3 protein-coding genes are annotated in these 19,113 nt (G+C 46.0%); all 3 read right to left on the bottom strand.

The window, feature by feature from the left end:
* Positions 1–5: 5 nt before the first annotated feature.
* From NSQ34_RS01965 to NSQ34_RS01955, 3 genes are read right to left on the bottom strand one after another with little or no spacing between them, the layout of a single operon-like run.
* Positions 6–746 carry an alpha/beta fold hydrolase gene (locus NSQ34_RS01965; RefSeq protein ID WP_065215329.1) on the bottom strand — a complete coding sequence of 247 codons (741 nt, stop codon included), beginning with the start codon at positions 744–746 and terminating at the stop codon, positions 6–8.
* 6 nt (positions 747–752) lie between these two features.
* Positions 753–8,948, bottom strand: coding sequence for a non-ribosomal peptide synthetase (locus NSQ34_RS01960; RefSeq protein ID WP_111927541.1), 8,196 nt, complete (start codon positions 8,946–8,948; stop codon positions 753–755).
* A gap of 14 nt (positions 8,949–8,962) precedes the next feature.
* Positions 8,963–19,096 carry an amino acid adenylation domain-containing protein gene (locus NSQ34_RS01955; RefSeq protein WP_342501023.1) on the bottom strand — a complete coding sequence of 3,378 codons (10,134 nt, stop codon included), beginning with the start codon at positions 19,094–19,096 and terminating at the stop codon, positions 8,963–8,965.
* Positions 19,097–19,113: the final 17 nt, after the last annotated feature.

Genomic DNA, 19,113 nt, shown 5'->3' with positions numbered 1-19,113 from the left:
TTTTCTTAATTGTTGATCAATTGCTGCTTGGCTGTAAGCTCAATGACATGTCTCATCTCTTCTGCAAATTGCTCAAGGTGTGTGTTGATATACATGTGGCCTCCATCGAAATTAGTGCGCTCGATGGTTTTTGCCCATTTTAGCCAGCCGCTTGCATCCTGCATGCATTTCTCATCTTGCTTCCCATTGAATAAATAAACAGGTGTGTCGATGATCGATTGATCTGTGTGCTGGAAGGTTTCCAGTGCCCGGTAGTCTGCACGCAAGGACGGTGTAAAGTAATCCATCATTGGTTTGTTCTCTAGTAATTCCTTTGGAATCCCGCCCATTTCGGCAATATGCTGTACAAATGCTTCGTTGGATAAATGCGTCAGCATCTGCCGTTTTGTTTGCGGAGGCTGAATGGCTGAGATCACCACTGCTGCAGGATAAATTCCTTCCTTTTCTAGCAGCTGGGTTAGTCTGTATACCACAAGCCCACCCATTGAATGTCCGAACAGAATAAATGGGCGGTTCAATTTGTTCGTGAGTCCTTCTTTGTACAGCTCTGCCAGCCGGTCAATGCTTGATTCAAGCGGCATGAGATTGGTGCCGTGCCCTGGGGGCTCTGCTGCTGTGATTTCGGCCACGTCTTTTAGCTGTTCAAAGAGCGGACGGTATGAGGCAGAATATCCGCCGGCAAAAGGAAAACAAATAAGCTGAATGAGATCTGATTTTTTTTCAAAGGTTTTCAATAACTGATTCATACGTCTTTACCCCTTTATAATCGTTTGAAGAATCCGTGCAAGTTCATCTGCCTGCGGTCTTTTCATCATGGTGACATGGTCGCCTTTGATGTGGTAATACGAGCACGACTCTTTCGTATAAGCCTCCCAGTCTGCGAACTTCTTCTGGAAATCGCTTGCGTGATCACTGCTTTGGACAATATAAAATGGCACAGGGAATGGTTCTTTTTCTAATTCAATGGCTTGTGACATGATCGTATTATGCGTTTGCATTTGCAAATATTTATCTAAATATTGATCATTCATGAATTGATGAACAACTTCATCCTTTTCTGCCTCTTTGAGAATTTTCTGCTTTACTTCTTGGAAGGTCAATCCTTGTAAAGCTTCTGGCTGAATGCCGACCAGATTCCCCATTCCAAGGACAAGCGCGAGCATTTTCACTTCTTCTTCGTTCATATCGGCATGAAGTGCCTGATCTGCCTCATCTCTTAGCACTGGCACCGTATCTAAAATGATGAGCCCTTTCGGTGCTTTCCCTGCATGGCAGAGCCGCTGATTCATTCCGTAGGCAAGATGCCCGCCCATTGAATGGCCTGCGAGATAGTCAATGCCCGGACGGTAGAACGTCTCAATAGCTTCAATAAAAAGGGTTACAAGCTCCGTGTAATGGAGGAATTGCGGCTCTTCATCCTCATATAGGCCAGGAGACTGCAAGGCATACACAGCACCTTGATGTGTCATGAGCTTAGTAACATCAATATAGCCCATCACCGTTCCACCAGCAGGCGGCGCAAAGAATATTCTCGGTTCGGCTGGATCGCCTTTTTTCAGTTCGATCACGTAGTCCTTCGGAGACCTTTCGACGTTCTCAGCGGCTGCTGGCACTGCGTCCAAATGTGCGGCTAATTGCGCAGGCGCCGGGTGCATGAAAATCCATTTTGGATCAACACGAACACCTTTTTCTTTTAATTTGGCCACAGCCTGAATACTCATAATGGAATCGCCGCCCAGATCAAAGAAGGAATCATGCATACCCACTTGCTTCACACCAAGCACTTCCTTGAAAGCGGCGACAATCCGCTCCTCCGTTTCGGTGACAGGTTTGTCGTCATCATGGGAAAGGGTGATTGTTTCTGTTGGCTCTGGCAATGCTTTTTGATCAATCTTTCCGTTCGTTGTCACCGGCATTTCATCCAGTACGACAAAGTAACTTGGTATCATATAGCCTGGCAGGCTTTCCTGCAAAAAGGCTTTCCAGCCCGGAACAGGGTTTTCTCCGTTTGTTACAAGGTAGGCCGCCAGCCGTTTTGAGCTGCCATACGTTTTGGCGATGACTGTACATTCTTTGATTTGTGGATGCTTGAGCAGGGCTGTCTCAATTTCTCCGCATTCAATCCGGTAGCCTCTAATTTTCACCAGGTGATCTTTTCGGCCGAGATATTCAATGGTGCCATCTGACCGCCATGTACCAAGGTCGCCTGAACGATACAGCTTGTCTCCCTTTAGTTCAGGAAAAGGATTGTCAATAAACCGCTCCTTTGTCTGCTCTGGATCATGAAGGTAGCCTTTCGCAAGGCCGGTTCCGCCGATATAAATTTCTCCTTTGACGCCTGCTGGTACTGGATTGAGCGCTTCGTCTAGTATGACAACAGTTGAGTTCGACACCGGCACACCAATTGGAACTGATTTTGCGCCTGCTGGCACGTGTGTGACTTGATGTGTTGTGGCTAATGTCGTGTTTTCTGTTGGACCGTAAGCATTGACAAGCACACCTTCCATATGCGGCAGTGCCTTTCGTGCATGCTCACTAGACATGGCTTCCCCGCCAACGAGTAATGTGCGGTAGCCTGCCACACTTTTTGGATCGTGCTCCACCAGTCTATTAAATAAAGCGGTTGGCAGACAGTTGGCTGTCACTTGATACGTTTTGATGAATTGCGTTAATTCTTCCATATTCAGTGCTGCATATTTTGGGAGCAGAATCAGCTGACCGCCATTCAGCAGCATTCCCCATAATTCAAATGTAAAGGCATCAAAAGCATAGTTTGAGAGCTGTAGCATTTTGTCATCTGGACCGAGCTTGATATAGTTTGTTTCTCTCACTAAGCGGACAACTCCTGCATGAGGGAGCATCACGCCTTTTGGTGTACCTGTTGAGCCTGATGTGTAATTGACATAGGCGATCTGGTCTTCACCTATAATCGATGATTCTCTTTGATACACTGCATTTGTTTCTCGTATTGGCTTGTCCATGATAATCCTTGTACCTGTAAAGCCTACTAGACGATCTGCAAGATGAGACTGAGTGATAATCACATCGCTTTGCGTATCACGAACGATGAGACGGATGCGTGCATCAGGATATTCAGGTGACATCGGAACATATGCAGCACCAGATTTGATGATTCCTAGTACCGACACAATCATGTCAAAGGAGCGATCAAAAAGCATTGGTACAAGGGAGCCTGGTCCAATTCCTTTTGACTGCAAGTAAGCAGCAAGCTTTGTCGCCTTCTTATCCAAGGCTTCATACGTCATGTGTTCATCCATATAGGACAAGGCAATACGATAAGGATCACGCTTCACCTGTTCTTCAAACAATTCTTGAAGCGTCCGCTTTGGATATGGCGTATCTGTTTGATTTTTTCCTAGAATCATGGCCGCCTGTTCCACTTTGTCCATTAAGCAATAATCAGCAAATGTACGCTCAGGCTGTGCCGTCATGCCATCTAGCACATGGAGATAATAGTTCATATAACGATGAATGGTCTCTTGATCAAATAAATCCGTATTGTATTCCACATGAATCGACAGCTGCTCTTCCTGTTCAAATATATGAAGGGTGAGATCAAATTTAGATACTGTATGATGGACCATCACATGTTCACTTGTCAGCCCTTTAAGGTTTACATCGAGCGAATCGGTGACATACCCCATAGCCGCCTGAAAAATAGGTGACCGGCTTAAATCTCGATCTAACGAAAGGTCATCGACAAGCTTGTCAAATGGATAATGCTGATGCTCAAAGGCTTTTAACGTCATCTCTTTCACGTTTTCCAAGAGATCAGCGAACGTCTCTGCTGTTGAGACGTCCTGTCTCAGCGCAAGTGTATTCACAAACATCCCAACAAGCTTCTCTGATTGCTTGGCATCCCGGCCCGCGATAGGCGATCCAATGATGATATCCGTCTGTCCGGACAGCTTGTGAAGCAGGACGTAGTACGCGGACAGCATCGTCATGAACAAGGTCGTGCCCTGCTTTTTGGACAAAGCCTGCAAGCGGCGGATAAGCGGTTCATCCAGTACAATTTGCTCTGTAGCACCGTTAAATGTTTGAACCGGCGGACGAGGACGGTCAAACGGCAGCTCCAGCACTGGAAGTTCACCTTGTAACGTATTGAGCCAATAGGTTTGGTCTTCTTGATGATGCTTTAATTGTTCATTTTCCCAATGTACATAATCTGTCCATTCGATTTCTAAGGCTGGGAGCTGCGGCGTTTCATCTGCAAGCAGCGCTTCATATGCCACTTCTAATTCCTGAATGAGCAGGCTGAGTGACCATGCATCTGAAATGATGTGGTGCTGCGCGCAAAGGAGATAATACTCCTCCTTGCCCATATCTACTATCGTCCACTGCGCAAGAGGCCCTCTTTCTAAATCATAGACACGTTCTGCCTCTTGCTGAATGAGCTGCTTGAGTCTTCTCGCTCTTGTTTTTTCATTAAATAACGAGAAATTTGCCACTGTCACAGATGGCGGAAGGTCTTCACGAATGAGTTGAACCGGCTTGCCGCCAAGTGATTTAAATACTGCCCGAAGTGCTTCATGCCGTTTTGTTAAAAGACCAATCGCTTTTGTTAATGCTTGAATGTGTAATGGTCCTGTCAGCTTCCAAGCACCTAATATATTGTAATGATGGCTCTTTTCTAATGTGGATAAGAACCAAATACGCTTCTGGGCATGAGACAGTTCATAGCTTGTTTGCTTTTCAAGCTTTGGAATTTCAGCCTCCTGAACGGCTGGCGCCCCTTTGATGTCATCAACCATTTGCGCCAGATGTGCCAGATGTTTGCTTTCAAATAATATTTTTAAAGGCGCCTTCATTGAAAATTCATGATTGATCCGGGAAATGGTTTGAGTCGCTTTTAGTGAATGTCCGCCAAGGTCGAAGAATTGATCCTCTTTGTACACGCGATCTACATCTAAAATGTCCTGCCATATGGCGGCAAGAACCTGCTCTGTCTTCGTTTCTGGTAATTGCTTTTCAAGACTTTGTCCATTTTTGTGATGATTCAGTTTGAGGGCTTCATGATCAATAAAGCCATCTTGTTTTTTCGGTATTTCCTGTACTTGCTGAATGTCCCATTTGCCTGCTGCGGCGCTCGTGATCTCTTCAACATGCACTTCTTTGCCAGGCTGAACGGTGTAAAAAAGCTTTTTCTCAAAGACTGGTATTGGAGCTGGCTGAAGATACCCGGCGATGTCTGGGTTTGCTCCGTCCAGACCAATAAATAGATGCGCTTCATTGAGCCGGACACCTAAACATAATGAATGGAGACCTTGTTTCTTTCCAATCAATTGAAATCCCTTGCGAATGGTGAGAGCTGCTCCGGTATGCCCCTTAGACAAACCGAGATTATCCCACATACTGAAGTTCAAAGAGATTGCTCGTCTTCCTTCTTGAAAGGTGAGAGCGTGCGCGAGTCCATCTAAAAAGCTGTTGGCCGCAGAGTATGCCCCAAATGTTGTGCCGCCAAAAAAGCCATTGACCGATCCAAAAAAGACAAACGGTACTGTCGGATCATACTTAAAGGCTTCCTGCAGGACCCATGCCCCGTCTGCTTTCCCTGACATTTCTTTTGTGAAATCCTCTTCTGACGTATGAGCCAGTGTATACTTGTCCGCCTGCTGAAAATGCTCAGACACATTACCAGCACCGGCCAAATGCAGCACACCCCGGATCGATTGTCCAAAATGCTTTTCTGCTTCATAAATCGCTTGTTCAACGTCACATAAGTTGGTCACATCTGCTTGGATATAAATGACGTCACCAACTTCTTTTAGCTGTGAGAAGGCTTCTTTCTTTTCCAAGCTGTCTTCCAGAGATGTCCGTCCAATCAATACGAGCTTTAAGCCAAATTGGATCATCTGCTTAGACAGCTCAAACCCAATTCCGCCAAGTCCTCCAGTCAATAAATAAAGACCTTCATATTCTAAAAATCCTTCTGTTTGAGGCGCTTCAATCATATTGACTTTTTCCAGCTTTGGTACAAATCTGTCCCCATTTCGGTAAGAAACCTCTGCTTTAATATGAATCGCAGACAATTCTTCCGCAATATGCTTGGCATCCTGTTCTACATTCTCCGCTTCAATATCAAGATGAGACACCTCTGCTCCTTCCCATTCTTGCGGAATGGTTTTTAGCAGACCGACAAGCGTCGTTTTCTCCACATGAAGATCGTCTCCAGGCTTCACAAATTGACCGCCTTTTGTCACAACGACAAGACGGATGGGCTCTTTATTTGCTTGTCGCAATGCTTGATACAAGTACAAAATGGATTGACCCGTGCTGGCATGCAGCTCTTTGAACTGCGCAGGATCCACGATGTCTTCTTTGTCTGACACATTCCACAGATGGAGCATGCGCCCGGTCTTTAGTTCATCTGCTTCAAGTGCGGCAACGAGCCTGACGTAATCCCCCTTGATTCTCGGATTTATCTGGTACATCCCTTTGGACAGACGCAAAAATTCATGCCCTTTTCTCACAGAAATATATGGCTGTTTCTTTTGCTCAAATTGTGTGTAAAGCGATTGATACAGCCCTTTTTCATCCTCGAAAACGAGAACATGGTCAGCAAAAGGCTGAGTTGGACCGATATGCTCCTTAGCCCAAATGCGTTTGAAAAACCAGTCTGGGAGTGTTTGTTCATTTTCAGAAGCAAGATCCAGTGCCTGTTCAATGTCACGGAATGCTCCATCTTTTAGTGCTGCGCCTAACTGGGCACGCTGGATTTTCCCACTCTCCGTTTTTGGAAATTGGTCTTTTTTCACCGGAATGATGTGATCAGGCTCTATTCCGATTTTTCGAATGATGGCCTCTCTCATCTGTTGAATTATCGTGATTTGTTCCTCTATTGAATCCCTTTGTGAGACAAAAAAGACAGCAAGCGTGTCATTGCTTGATTCGGGATTATAAATGCCGTACGCAGCGGCAAAGGTGACTTCAACCCCGTCCACCTCTTCAACAACCGCTTCAATTTCGTAATTCAAATAGTTAGCGCCGTTGATAACAATGATGTCTTTTTCTCGACCTGTCAGAACGAGACGCCCTTCATGAATAAAACCTAAATCCCCTGTGTGAAACCAGCCGTTTTCCGCAAAAACTTCTTGGTTGGCTTCTTCATTTTGATAGTAGCCCATCATAATTGTTGGACTCTTCACTTGCAAGCGCCCAACCTGATCTTCTGGCAGCACCTCGTGATGCTCATCTACAATTCGAATCCATACAGAAGGAATCGGCGTGCCGACTTCTGTAAACGTCATTTTGTTCGGATGATCGTGCGTCACATATTCGATCTCACTTGTTAACGAGGTCTGATCAATCGTCAGCTGTCCATCCTGTTCACTGTTCCGCATAAATTTCTTTGACTGAACAATGGCTGAGGATGTTTCTGACATACCGTAAGCAGGTACCATCGCATGACGGCTTAATCCGTGCTGCCCCATGATATGCATGAAGCGCTGCGTGACTTTCGGAACAACCGCTTCGGCTGCATTCATGATATAAGTCAGAGTAGACAGGTCCCAGCACCCCTTACGAATGTCGTCCTCATATTCATTCATCATGGCAAAAGCAAAGTTTGGTGCCCATGTTCTTGTGACACCGTATGTTTCTACCCAATCCAGCCACACCATCGGCCGCTCGATAAATTGATCGATGGATGGACTAATCTGCTGGCAGCCAAGGTAGACGTCATGTACATGAAACATGACAATTCCACCAACATGATCAAGCGGCATCCAGTTAAGCGACACATCCTCATGTGTAAAGCCGTTTACCTGCTCAAAAGCAATAATTCTAGATAAAATGCTTTGATGATGATGACGGATACACTTTGGAACACCCGTACTTCCTGAAGACAGGAGCTGCAGCACAGGCTCATCCGGCTCCGGCTCATAATGCTGTTCATCTGGTTCATACGCCAGCAATGCTTCAATTGTTAAGATAGGCATGGCCTTTGCTTCAAATGTCTCGCGCAGCCCAGCAATGTCCTCAGCACTTGCTTCATTCGTAATAATGAAAGGTTCATTTTGCAGCTGAAACACGCCCTTCAGCTTATTCACACCTTGATTCATTTCATCATAAACAGGAGGCACAGAGACCGGGGTCGGAATGATCCCTCCGAGAATACAGCCCCAGAATACCGTGATAAAATCTTGATGATCTTTCAATTGAAGTAACACTTGATCACCGTTTGTCAGTCCTGCTGCCCTTAAACCGCACAGAACCCGTTCAGCGCTTGTTAGTAATTCAGGATAGGTTTGGGTCAACGTACGCCCGTCTTCTTTCATATAGGTCACCCCGCGGTCTGGTGACATAAAGGCTGATCGAATCAGCACCTCTGTCAGTGTGACAGGTGTGCCTGGTTTTTTGATCACATCTCCGCCATACACAAGTGCGGGCGGCTTCTCATGGACAGATGATGGTTTTGTTTCGCTCGCTTCACTTTTCGAAAGCGGTACATTCCCTTGGGTACGCTGTCGATCAGGAAACAGATCATCTAAGTGATAGGGCGTTCGTTTTTCTGGCTGACTTTCAATGAAAGCAGCCGCTTCCTCTACACCATCTATAGCTTTGGTGCGCTCTTCTATCTTTCTTAATTCCTCTTGATCTATGATTTCAATTGAAAGCAGTGCCTCTTTGTCGACTGCTCCACTTTCTGTCTTTGGCAAAGAAGGTAATAAGACGAGAGCGGCTGGCACTTCATGAGGATGAAGCGGACCTTTCATCAGATCCTCTCTTGTCAGCAAAGGGTCCTTCGCCTGTGCAAATAGCACAAGCGATAGACTGCCTTCTTGATTTTTCTTCGGAATGATTGCACATTCCTTAAGCGGAAAATGAAGCATCATGACTTGCTCTAATGCTTTGAGATCCATTCGTTTTCCGTTGATTCTGACGATATGATTTGCTGCATGTCCTTTTCGTCTACTCACTAACATCGTTTCTTCTCCTCCTACATCCAATCCAAAATCTGAATCTTGTTTTCTTCAGTCCAAACGCCGACATCCCCTGTCGGATAGAGGTATTCGCCAGTTTGATGTTTGAATGGGTGCGGAATTTTATGCGTCTCCATCCAATCGGCAAGCTCCCCGCAAAGTGCTTTGATGTCCTTTGCGCCGATAAAAATATCTCCAGGAAATCCTACCGGCATGAGCTGATGCGCTTCGCTCAGGACATATATTTCCGTTTCACAGGAAGGATCATGCACACCTGAATAGACCTCTTCTTGATCTGGGTACAGCACGCTGACTTGTGCATTTTTCGCCCAATCGGTGATCATCCGCTCTTTTTCTTCATTCGTGACGATCGTGAAGGAAGAGAGGGGTGTCTCCATTTGTTCTGTCATGGCTTCAAGTGTGTGGATCAGCTGCTGCATCAGCGATTGTATTTGCTTTTCTGTATATTGATTGAAGCGGTATGTGACCCGCAGCTCCAGCGTCTCTCCCGGAACTGCCACAAGGGTCAGGTCATAGTTCGTTTCTTCATGACTCGCAATGTCTAAAATGCGTACTCCGTATGGCTCGATAGATTCAATCGGATAGTTTTCAAACACGACAATACTGTTAAACAATGAATCTCCATTCGGGATGTGGGTCAGCTGCTGAATATTCGGCAGTACGGTATATTCGAATTCCCGCATCTGAAAAACTGTTTCCTGCGTATGTGCCAGCAGCTTGGAAATGCTCCACTCTGGCGTGATCGGCAAACGGAGCGGCAATGTGTTTATAAAGAGCCCTGTCATGCTTTCAACCTGTGGTAAATCCGCCGGCCGTCCTGATACTGTCACTCCGAACACGACATCCTCAGATCCTGAATGAAGATGCAAAAGCAGCCCCCATGCTGTCTGAATCAGGGTGCTCATTGTCACCTTCTGCGTGCCTGTCATCTCTTCGAGTTTCTGCTGCATCTCGGGCGTTAGTTTGATACTTAGCTGATCAACACCTGCTTCTTGATCCGAAGCATGCCCGCCGTCTCCTGGAAGCGGTGTAGCCTCCTCTACTCCTGACATATAACCTTTCCAGAACTCTAGCGCCTTCTCTTGATCCTGCTTTTGCAGCCACTCGATAAAATCTTTATATGGACGTACAGCAGGAAGATCCACCTCCCGTTCATCCACAAGAGAGCGATACAAAGAAAAGGATTCTTCAATAAAACTGAACAAGCTCCAGCCATCAATTAAAATATGATGAAAGCTAAAAACAAACGTGCATGTGTTTTCATCACGATGGAATAAAGCAATACGAATCAGCGGTTCATCCGTATTTTCTAGTTTGAAATCCTTTGACCGATCTGTTTGCAAATATTGCTGAATGGCTTCCTTCTGATCCGTTTCACTCAGGTGGCGCACATCGTGCTGAGTGAGCTGAATACTTCCTTCTAATTGAATCAACTGAACAGGCTCCTTTAGCCCTTCCCAAGCAAATGTTGTCCGCAAAATCGAATGACGCTCTACTAGCAGATTCCATGCCTTTTCATAGGCTGCGCCGTCCGTTAAGCCTTCGAGTGTCATATGCACTTGACCAAAATACGCCTGTGACGCTTGATCTAATAATGCATGAAACAGCATCCCTTGCTGCATTGGAGATAGTGGATACACATCCACTACACCATCTGGAAGCTCATCGATTTGCTTTTGCGTCAGCTGAACCATTGGAAAATCAGATGGCGTAAAGCCGCCTTTTGTCTCTACACAATGCGTCAGAATATCCTTCATTTTTTCTTTGAACCGTTCAGGTAACAGGCGCACCTCTTCATACTGAAGCAGTTCACGATGGATCATAAAATTCATCTGAAGCTGACCGTTCACAACATATCCGTACACATCGATCAAATGCTGTCTTTCTGCTTTTGGATCATGTACAAGTCCATTTCGTTCATCTGCTAAATAAAGATGTGCTTCACCGTATATTTGATCTAACTGTCCAAGATAATTAAAGCTCATCTGCGGCGCTGCCTTTTTGAGTAAACGAGATGCTGTCATGTATTGAAGCAAGCCATAGCCGATTCCCTTTTGCGGCACAGCTCTTAAGGTTTCTTTAACATCTTTGATTTGTCTCTCAATATCGGTTTGAATAAAAGGAATAAAAATAGGATAAGAGCTTGTAAACCATCCGACTGTTCGTGACAAATCCATCTGTTCAAATAAATCCTCGCGTCCGTGCCCTTCTAACGTTATGAGCAGCGGCTTTCCAACGGCTTGCGTGAGTCCGGATAAGAGTAAATCGTTTACCTCTGTTCGGTACGCTTGTGATGCCTGCCTTAGTAAAATATCTGTTTGATCCTTCGTCAATTGAATAGACAAAATCTCTGCATGTTCTTCTATATTGAAAAGTGCAGGTGTTTGAAAAGGAGAACCCTCTTCCTCTTGGCTCGTGAACTTTTGCCAAAAAGGAACCTGCTCTTGTAATTGATCGGTTTGTGCGTATTCATAAAGAGCATCTGCCCACTGCTGATAGGACGCAGTTTTCTTTGCAAGCGCGATTTCCTGCCCTGCCGCAAGCTGCTTCAGTCCATTTAATAGGTCTTCCTGTATGATGCGCCATGAGATTCCATCCATCACAAGATGATGGGCAGCGATAAAGAGTTCAGACGTACCATCACTTGTGTGAAAAAGAATGGCTTTGATTACTTCTCCCCGCTCTAATGACAACGTTTCTTGACAAGCGGCGGTCTCCATGCGGATTTGTTCCAGCGCTTCCTCATGAGAAACACTCGTCAAATCAAAAAAGGTGACACAAGGGGTGATGCCAGGCGCACGAATGGTTTGAATCCATGATCCATCTGCTGTTTTTGTATACATCGCTCTCAGCATATCGTGATGATCGACAATTTTTGAGAGAACCTGTGTCAGCTGCTTTAGCTGTATAGATTGCTTGAATTCCATATGCGCTGATAAATTCCAATAGTCTTGGTTTGTCATTGATTGCTCAAAGAACCATGATTGGATTGGAAGCAGACGAACATCTCCTGTGACAGGCGACTGATCATAGAACGCAGCAGCATCTGACCTTTTCATAGCAAGTGCCAGCTGTGAAATCGTCTGTTTTTCAAATACATCTCTCGGCTGAATGACATAGCCTTCCTGTGCTAAGCGCGCCACCATTTGTATGACAATAATCGAATCTCCGCCAAGCTCAAAGTAGTTATCATGTACGCCAATCGAAGGCGTACCGAGCAGCTGAGTCCACACTTTTTCCAGTACGCGTTCTTCCTCACTGAGTGCGCTGTCAGCCGGTTTCTCCACTTTTTCCTGTTTCCACTCTGGCGGCGGGAGACGTTTTTGGTCTACCTTGCCATTTGCCGTGAGCGGGAGTTCCTCCAGCTCTATTAATAGGCTTGGCACCATATAATCTGGCAGTATTTCTTTTAATTGATAACGAATGTCTTGCGTGGTCATGCTGCCCTTTTGGACAAAATAACCGATCAATCGCTTGTGACCACTCTCATGCTGATGTGGAATGACCGCACATTCTATGATGTCTTCAAAGCGCAGCATGGCGGCTTCAATTTCTCCGCATTCGACGCGGTGTCCGCGAATTTTTACTTGATGATCGATTCTTCCAAGGCAGTCGATGATGCCGTTTGGCAGCCAGCGGCCCATATCGCCTGTTTTATATAAACGCGCTCCTTCTTGGAAAGGATGCGGGATAAATGATTGCGATGTTTTTTCTTCATCTCCAAGGTATCCGAGTGCAAGCCCTGTACCGCCTACGTAGATCTCTCCAATGACACCTTGCGGAACCGGCTGCAGCTGGTCGTCTAGTACATAGGCCTGTGAATACGCAATTGGCTGACCGATAGGAACCGAAGTCTGCCCCTCATCCACTGCCCGAATGTGATGCACACAGGAGAACGTCGTATTCTCAGTTGGTCCATAGCCGTTTAATAGGCCTTCAGGCAGATACGGCAGCGCTTTACGGATATGAGCAGCTGACAAAGCATCACCACCGACCAATAATGCATCGAATCCAGATAAAGCTTCTGGATGTTCCTCTGTTAATCGGTTAAACAGCGGCACTGTCAGAAATCCTGTTGTGATCTTGTAAGATGTCAGCGTATCAGCCAGTGTATCCATTGATAAGATCGTATTTCGATCGGTCAGTATCAGCCTTCCGCCGTTGAGCAGGGCTCCCCATATTTCATACGTAAAGGCATCAAAGGAGAAGCTCGCGATTTGCAAAATACGCGTTTGTTCATCAAGGGTGACATAATCTGTTTCACATACAAGCCGGATGACCGCTTGATGCGGAATTAAAACCCCTTTTGGCTGACCGGTTGATCCTGATGTGTAATTGATATAAGCGAGTCCATCAGGTTTTAAAGCAGCAGACTTGAGTTCTGCCTCTGATAAAAACTCTTCATACCCCTGATCAAGACAAATGAGCTCGGTTTGACTGATCGAGACTTGTTTCAGCCATTCATTTTTTGTCAGTAACAGCTGAATACCTGTATCCCTCAGCATATAATCAATGCGTGCATCTGGATATTCAGGATCAATTGGGACGTAGGCCCCGCCTGATTTCACAATCGCCAGCACCCCAAAAATCATTTCAGGCGACCTGTCAATTAGAAGCCCTACTGGTTCATGCGGCTTCACTCCTCGCTGCTGCAGATAAGCAGCAAGCCGATCGACTTTCTCTTGTAACTCCTGATACGTCCACTGTTTTTCCCCAGATTCGAGGGCGATCGCATGAGGTGTCTTTTTCACCTGCGCTTCAAACCGTTCTGTGATGAGAAGCGGGCCTGCTGGTTGTTCTGTGCTGCCGCTCCATTCATAGAGCAGCTGATCCCTCTCTTTCTCTGGCAGGTAATCCATTTGTCTGATTGGCTGTGCTGGATTTTCACAAATACACGCAAGCAGCTGCTCGTAGTAACGAAGGAACCGTTCCATCGTGTCGTCAGAAAATAAGTCTGCATCATACTCCAGTTTTAATTGAAGACCCTCCGCTCCTTCAAAAACAAACAGGGATAGATCGAATTTGGCCGTATCATTATCTTCAATGGCTAAAACGGATGTCGCCTCACCCATCGGAGAAGCTTCAAGGGGCAGGTTTTGCAGAACAAACATGACCTGAAACAGCGGCTGCCTGCCAGCCTCACGTACAATATTCAGCTCATCTACCACCATCTCAAACGGCACATCCTGATGCGCATAGGCGCCCATTGTTGTTTCCTTCACTCGCTCTAATAGCTCTGTGAAAGCCGGATTGCCGCTATGATCAATCCGAAGTGCCAGTGTATTCACGAAAAATCCGATGAGCTGCTCCATCTCCGTCCGATTTCTCCCGGCAATGACGGATCCAATGACAAACTCATCCTGTGAAGACAATCGATGCAGCAAGGTAGAGAAAGCCGAAAGTAATGTCATATAAAGGGTGCTGTCTGTTTTCTGAGAAAGAGCAGCCAGCTGGTCAGACAGCGGCTTCGACAAGCGGTATTTTTTCGTTTTTCCCCTATAGGATTGAACGGCCGGACGCGTGTAGTCATACGGCAGCATCAACTCTTCCACAGGTACCGCAAATTGCTCCTTCCAATAGGAAAGCTGCTTCTGAAGCGTTTCTCCCGTCAAATACTCCTTCTGCCAAAGTGCGTAATCTGCATATTGAATCGGCAACGGTGAGAGATCAGGCTCCCTCCCTTCGATCATCGCTGTATACCACTCGGACAGCTCCTTTGCGGCAATGCCAATCGACCAGCCATCTGACACGATGTGGTGAATGGACATCAGCAGCAAATGATCTGTGTCTGACAGCCGAATTAGTTTCGCGCGAAAAAGTGCATCATGCTCTAAGCGGAAAGGTGTGCCCGCTTCTTTTTTCGCCCACTCAGCCGCTTTTTGTTCTTTTTCTTCCTGTGATGAAAGATCTGATATATCGACAACCTCAAGCGCTGGAAGAGTCATATGCTCATGTATGATCTGTACCGGTTCATCGCCGTTCATTGCAAAGGATGTTCTGAGTGATTCATGCCTTTGCACCATTTGCTGCAGGCTGCGCTGAAGCACCTTTACATCTAAAGGTCCATTCATCCGAAAGGAAATCGTATTATTGTATAATGGCAGATCAGGCTGTAATTGATAGAGAAACCACTGTCTTTGCTGAGCATAGGACATCGGAAGCTCCTGACCCTTTTCTATTTTCCGTATCGGAACCGCTTCATCGGCTTTGGCATGTGAATCAATCCAGTCGGCTAACTCTCCAAGTCTCGTATGCTCAAAAAGAACAGCGAGCGGCACGTCAAATCCCGTTTTTTGTCTAACAGCAGACAGCATTTGCGTTGCCTTGAGCGAATGACCTCCGAGTAAAAAGAAATGATCACCACAGCTGATGTTTGAGACATTAAGCAGTTCGGACCAAATATGTGCCAAAAATTTCTCCGTCTTAGTTTGAGGTGCTCTGTCCTCTGAACCCTGTCCACTTTCTTCTATTAATTCATTGAAATGCACTTCGTCCGGCATCCCATCCTCTGTTTCTTTCCAGTATTCTTCAGGATATAGATGGACGGAATATTCACCAGAGAGACGAGACTGTATACACGTATAAATGGATTGATACAGCCTTTCTTCAAAAGCCTTTGTTTGATCGGTTTTGAAAAAGACATATACGGCCTGCTCTGTTTGTATTTCCCCTTGTATCATCTCTTGAATTTCCTGCTTCGACCGATCCAGCCCGATATAAATGAGAGGAGCATCTGTCATCAAGCATGCCAGCATTGTTTGAATGCCCGCCCGTTTTGGAATCGGGAAATAACCTCTTTCTTTTAGCATGCCTTTGATCATTGAGCCTTCACTCATTCCGGTCTCATCCCACATGCTAAAGCTAAAGCAATATGGCTTTACAGTAGATGTCAGCCTCTGATAATGAGCAAATTGTTCAACGAACTCATTGGCCGCGCAATAAGCGCCAACGGTCATCCCGCCCTTTAACGTTCGAGCTGACGAGCTGGAAAGGAATAAGACATTGTGCCGTTTAGAGGCTGCTTCATGAAGCGAAATCGTGCCATATACCTTCGCTTCGTACATCGCATGTAATGAAACAGACGTCATGTCACGAAGCAGCTCTTCTTGAATGATGCCAGCGAAATGAATAACGCCATGCAGCCTTTTGCCTAAAGCCGTCTCCTGTTTTGAAATCAGGGTTTCAATGGCTTTTGCGTCAGTAATGTCTACTTTTTCATAAAGAACTGTGCCGCCGCGCTTTTCCGTTAGATTCTCAAGTGAAATCAATACGTCATGCTGCTCCGCAGATAAAGCCTCTCGCGCCTTTCTTCCAACCAGCACAAGATGCGCTTGATAGGATGTCAGCAGGTGCTCACTCAGCATTCGTCCAATGCCGCCAAGCCCGCCTGTCATCACATAAAGCCCGGAAGATTCAAATGGCGGTTTCTTCACCCTTTGTTCTTTTTCTAGATGAAGCGGTGTTAAAAGAGGAGTATAACGAACACCTTCGCGATAAGCAGCGATATGATGGCTTGTGTCATGTGTAAGCTCTGTCATGATCGATGATGCATGAGAACGGCCAGCATCGGGTTCTGTCAGAGAAAAATCAAGACACCGCACCTTGATAAATGGCCATTCATGCTGAACAGCTGTCATCAGTCCTGCTGTCGTTGCTTTCTCCACATCATGTGTTTGATCTTCCGGCAAGTTCATCGCATGAGCAGAGACAAGGGTGATCTCTACCGGCTCCTCATAGGCAGCGATCGCTTTTGTTACATATAAGGCACTCATGCTGCCAGTTTTCTGTGCTTCTTTTGCCAACGCTGCATGAAGTGTGTCTTCTTGAGTTGTGTAGTTCCAAAGGTGAATGATTTGTTTCACCGAAACGCCATACGAACGGAGTGTCTCAAAGAGTTGTTCGTAGTCAGACGGCCGATTCGGGTGGATGATGAAGTGTGTATGTGTGAGTTGTGTGAATGCTTGACCCGGTTCAACCGTAATATACGTTTGTTCATTGCTTGAAAGGGATTTTAATTGATCTGCCAGCCCTAATGTGTCTGCAAAGATCACCATGTTCCCTGCTGTTTGTTTTTCAGCTTCATGAAGCGGAGCAGGTGTCCACTCCTTTTGTAAACTCCAATCAGGCAAGGTGTGTTCATTTTCAAGTCTAATGTCCAGCTCCTTGATGATTTCATCAAATTCGCCTTCCTGCCATCGCCTCTTAAGCTGTGCCCTTTCTATTTTTCCAGAGCTTGTTTTCGGAAAGGCATGCTTCTGGACAGGAATCACGCGCGATGCAGACAGCCCCATTTTTGTCGCAATATGGGATTTAATATCCTGACTTGCCCTCATAATATAAGAAGGTTCATACAGCTTCGGTGTAAAAAAGAGAATCAGCTCGTCGGATGCAGATGCTTCCATCCGGGCGGAACAGGCCGCTACAAAGCTCGTTTCGACGCCGGGTACTTCCTCTGCAATGACTTCTATTTCATAGTTGTGATAATTTTTCCCGTTGATGATGATCATGTCTTTTTCTCTTCCGGTTAATGTCAGCCTTCCTTCGTGCAGAAAACCTAAATCCCCCGTGTGAAACCAGCCGTCTGTTTGAAAGACTTCTTGATTCGCTTCGTCATTCTTGTAATAGCCCTTCATTGTCGTCGGCCCTTTAATTTGCACACTGCCAATATGATCTTCGGGAAGAAGCTCATGCTGATGATTCACGATACGAATCGTGATACCCGGAATCGGTCTTCCCAGCTCTGTAAAGCTGACGGTTCCTGTCTCACGTGCCTCCGCTGGTCTTAGCTGCTCTGTGAGTGATGTTTCCTCAAAGGTTAGAACCCCGCTGCTTTCATCTCCCCGCTCTATCGCAAAAGAGAAGACAACGGCTGAAGAGATTTCAGACATGCCGAATGCCGGTCTAATGACATCTCCCTTTAAGCCGTGCGGAGCCAGCAAGTGTAAAAATCGGTGAATTGTCTTCGGTACGACCGCTTCTGCCCCATTGATCATACAAGTCATAGCAGAAAGATCCCAAGATCCTGACGAAATGTCTTTCTCATAATCATTGATCATCGCAAATGCGAAGTTAGGCGCCCATGTTTTCGTTGCACGGTAGCGGTCCATCCAGTCAAGCCAGCGCAGCGGCTGAGCGATAAAATCATCTGTTCTTGCCCGAACCTGCTCACAGCCCGTGTACACATTGACTAGGTGAAACATCACAATACCGCCAATATGATCTAAAGGCATCCAGTCTAACGACACATCCTCTTGTGTAAACCCATTGGCTGCCACTGTTCCTTTGACATTCGCCAGCACGCTTCGATGAGAATGTTCTACGCATTTGGGCATCCCTGTACTTCCAGACGTTAAGATAAAAAAGACTGAATCATCCGGTGACGCGGGATAAGTTTCTATATCTCTTTCTAAAGAAAGCATCGGCTCAACGGCTGCAACACGTAACTTGTCTGTATGCCACAATAAAGCTAAGCCTTGCACCTCATCAATCAGCGAGTCATCTGTTAAAATGAGCGGATGCTCCAGCAGGTGCCACGCATGATGAAGTTTCTTCACGGAGGCATTCATTTCCCGATAGGTCGGTGCAGCGGACACTAGTGTTGGAACAAATCCGCCTAACACACACGCCCAAAAGGCTGTTACCATCGCATGATTGGATGAAAACTGAAAGAACACAGGATCACCCGGTTCAAGTCCTAATGCCCTCAAACCTGTCAGAACCCGCTCAGCGTCCTCCTTTAACTGCGCGTAGGATTGCGTGAGTTCATTCTCACTATTGACGATATAAGTCAGACCATTTGTCGTTTTTGCCGCCTCTGTTAAGGCGTCCTGTAAGGTTTGGGCTCCTGCGTTAACATCTAGATCCCCTCCATAGGAAAGGGCGGGCGGCATGTCCGCTAAAGCAGGGGAAGCCGTTTGCGTCTGTATCGATTCAGCTGCGGCCTCCTGCTCCATGTGATTGTCGAGAAATAAATGAGAGAGGTGATATGGCCGCGGTCGAATGGTTTTTTCACGAGAAAAAACAGCGAAGCGTTCGATTTCGTTGGTTTGTAAAATGGTTCTCTGTACATCTTGTAAAATCGTATCCATTGTTTCATGTACATTTGGTTCGTTCATAATTGATGGTTTCATATGAGTTCCTTTCCTTT

Origin of the sequence: Bacillus sp. FSL P2-0069 (genome assembly GCF_038593315.1) — a bacterium.
Taxonomy (GTDB): Bacteria; Bacillota; Bacilli; order Bacillales; family Bacillaceae; genus Bacillus; species Bacillus safensis.
The sequence above is the reverse complement of the archived record's forward strand: the minus strand, read 5'-3'. Positions and strand labels throughout refer to the sequence as shown.

What these genes read in the sequence shown, in the direction of transcription:
- NSQ34_RS01965 (WP_065215329.1), bottom strand. Translation starts at nt 746, where the DNA reads ATGAATCAGTTATTGAAAACCTTTGAAAAAAAATCAGATCTCATTCAG.
- NSQ34_RS01960 (WP_111927541.1), bottom strand. Translation starts at nt 8,948, where the DNA reads ATGTTAGTGAGTAGACGAAAAGGACATGCAGCAAATCATATCGTCAGA.
- NSQ34_RS01955 (WP_342501023.1), bottom strand. Translation starts at nt 19,096, where the DNA reads ATGAAACCATCAATTATGAACGAACCAAATGTACATGAAACAATGGAT.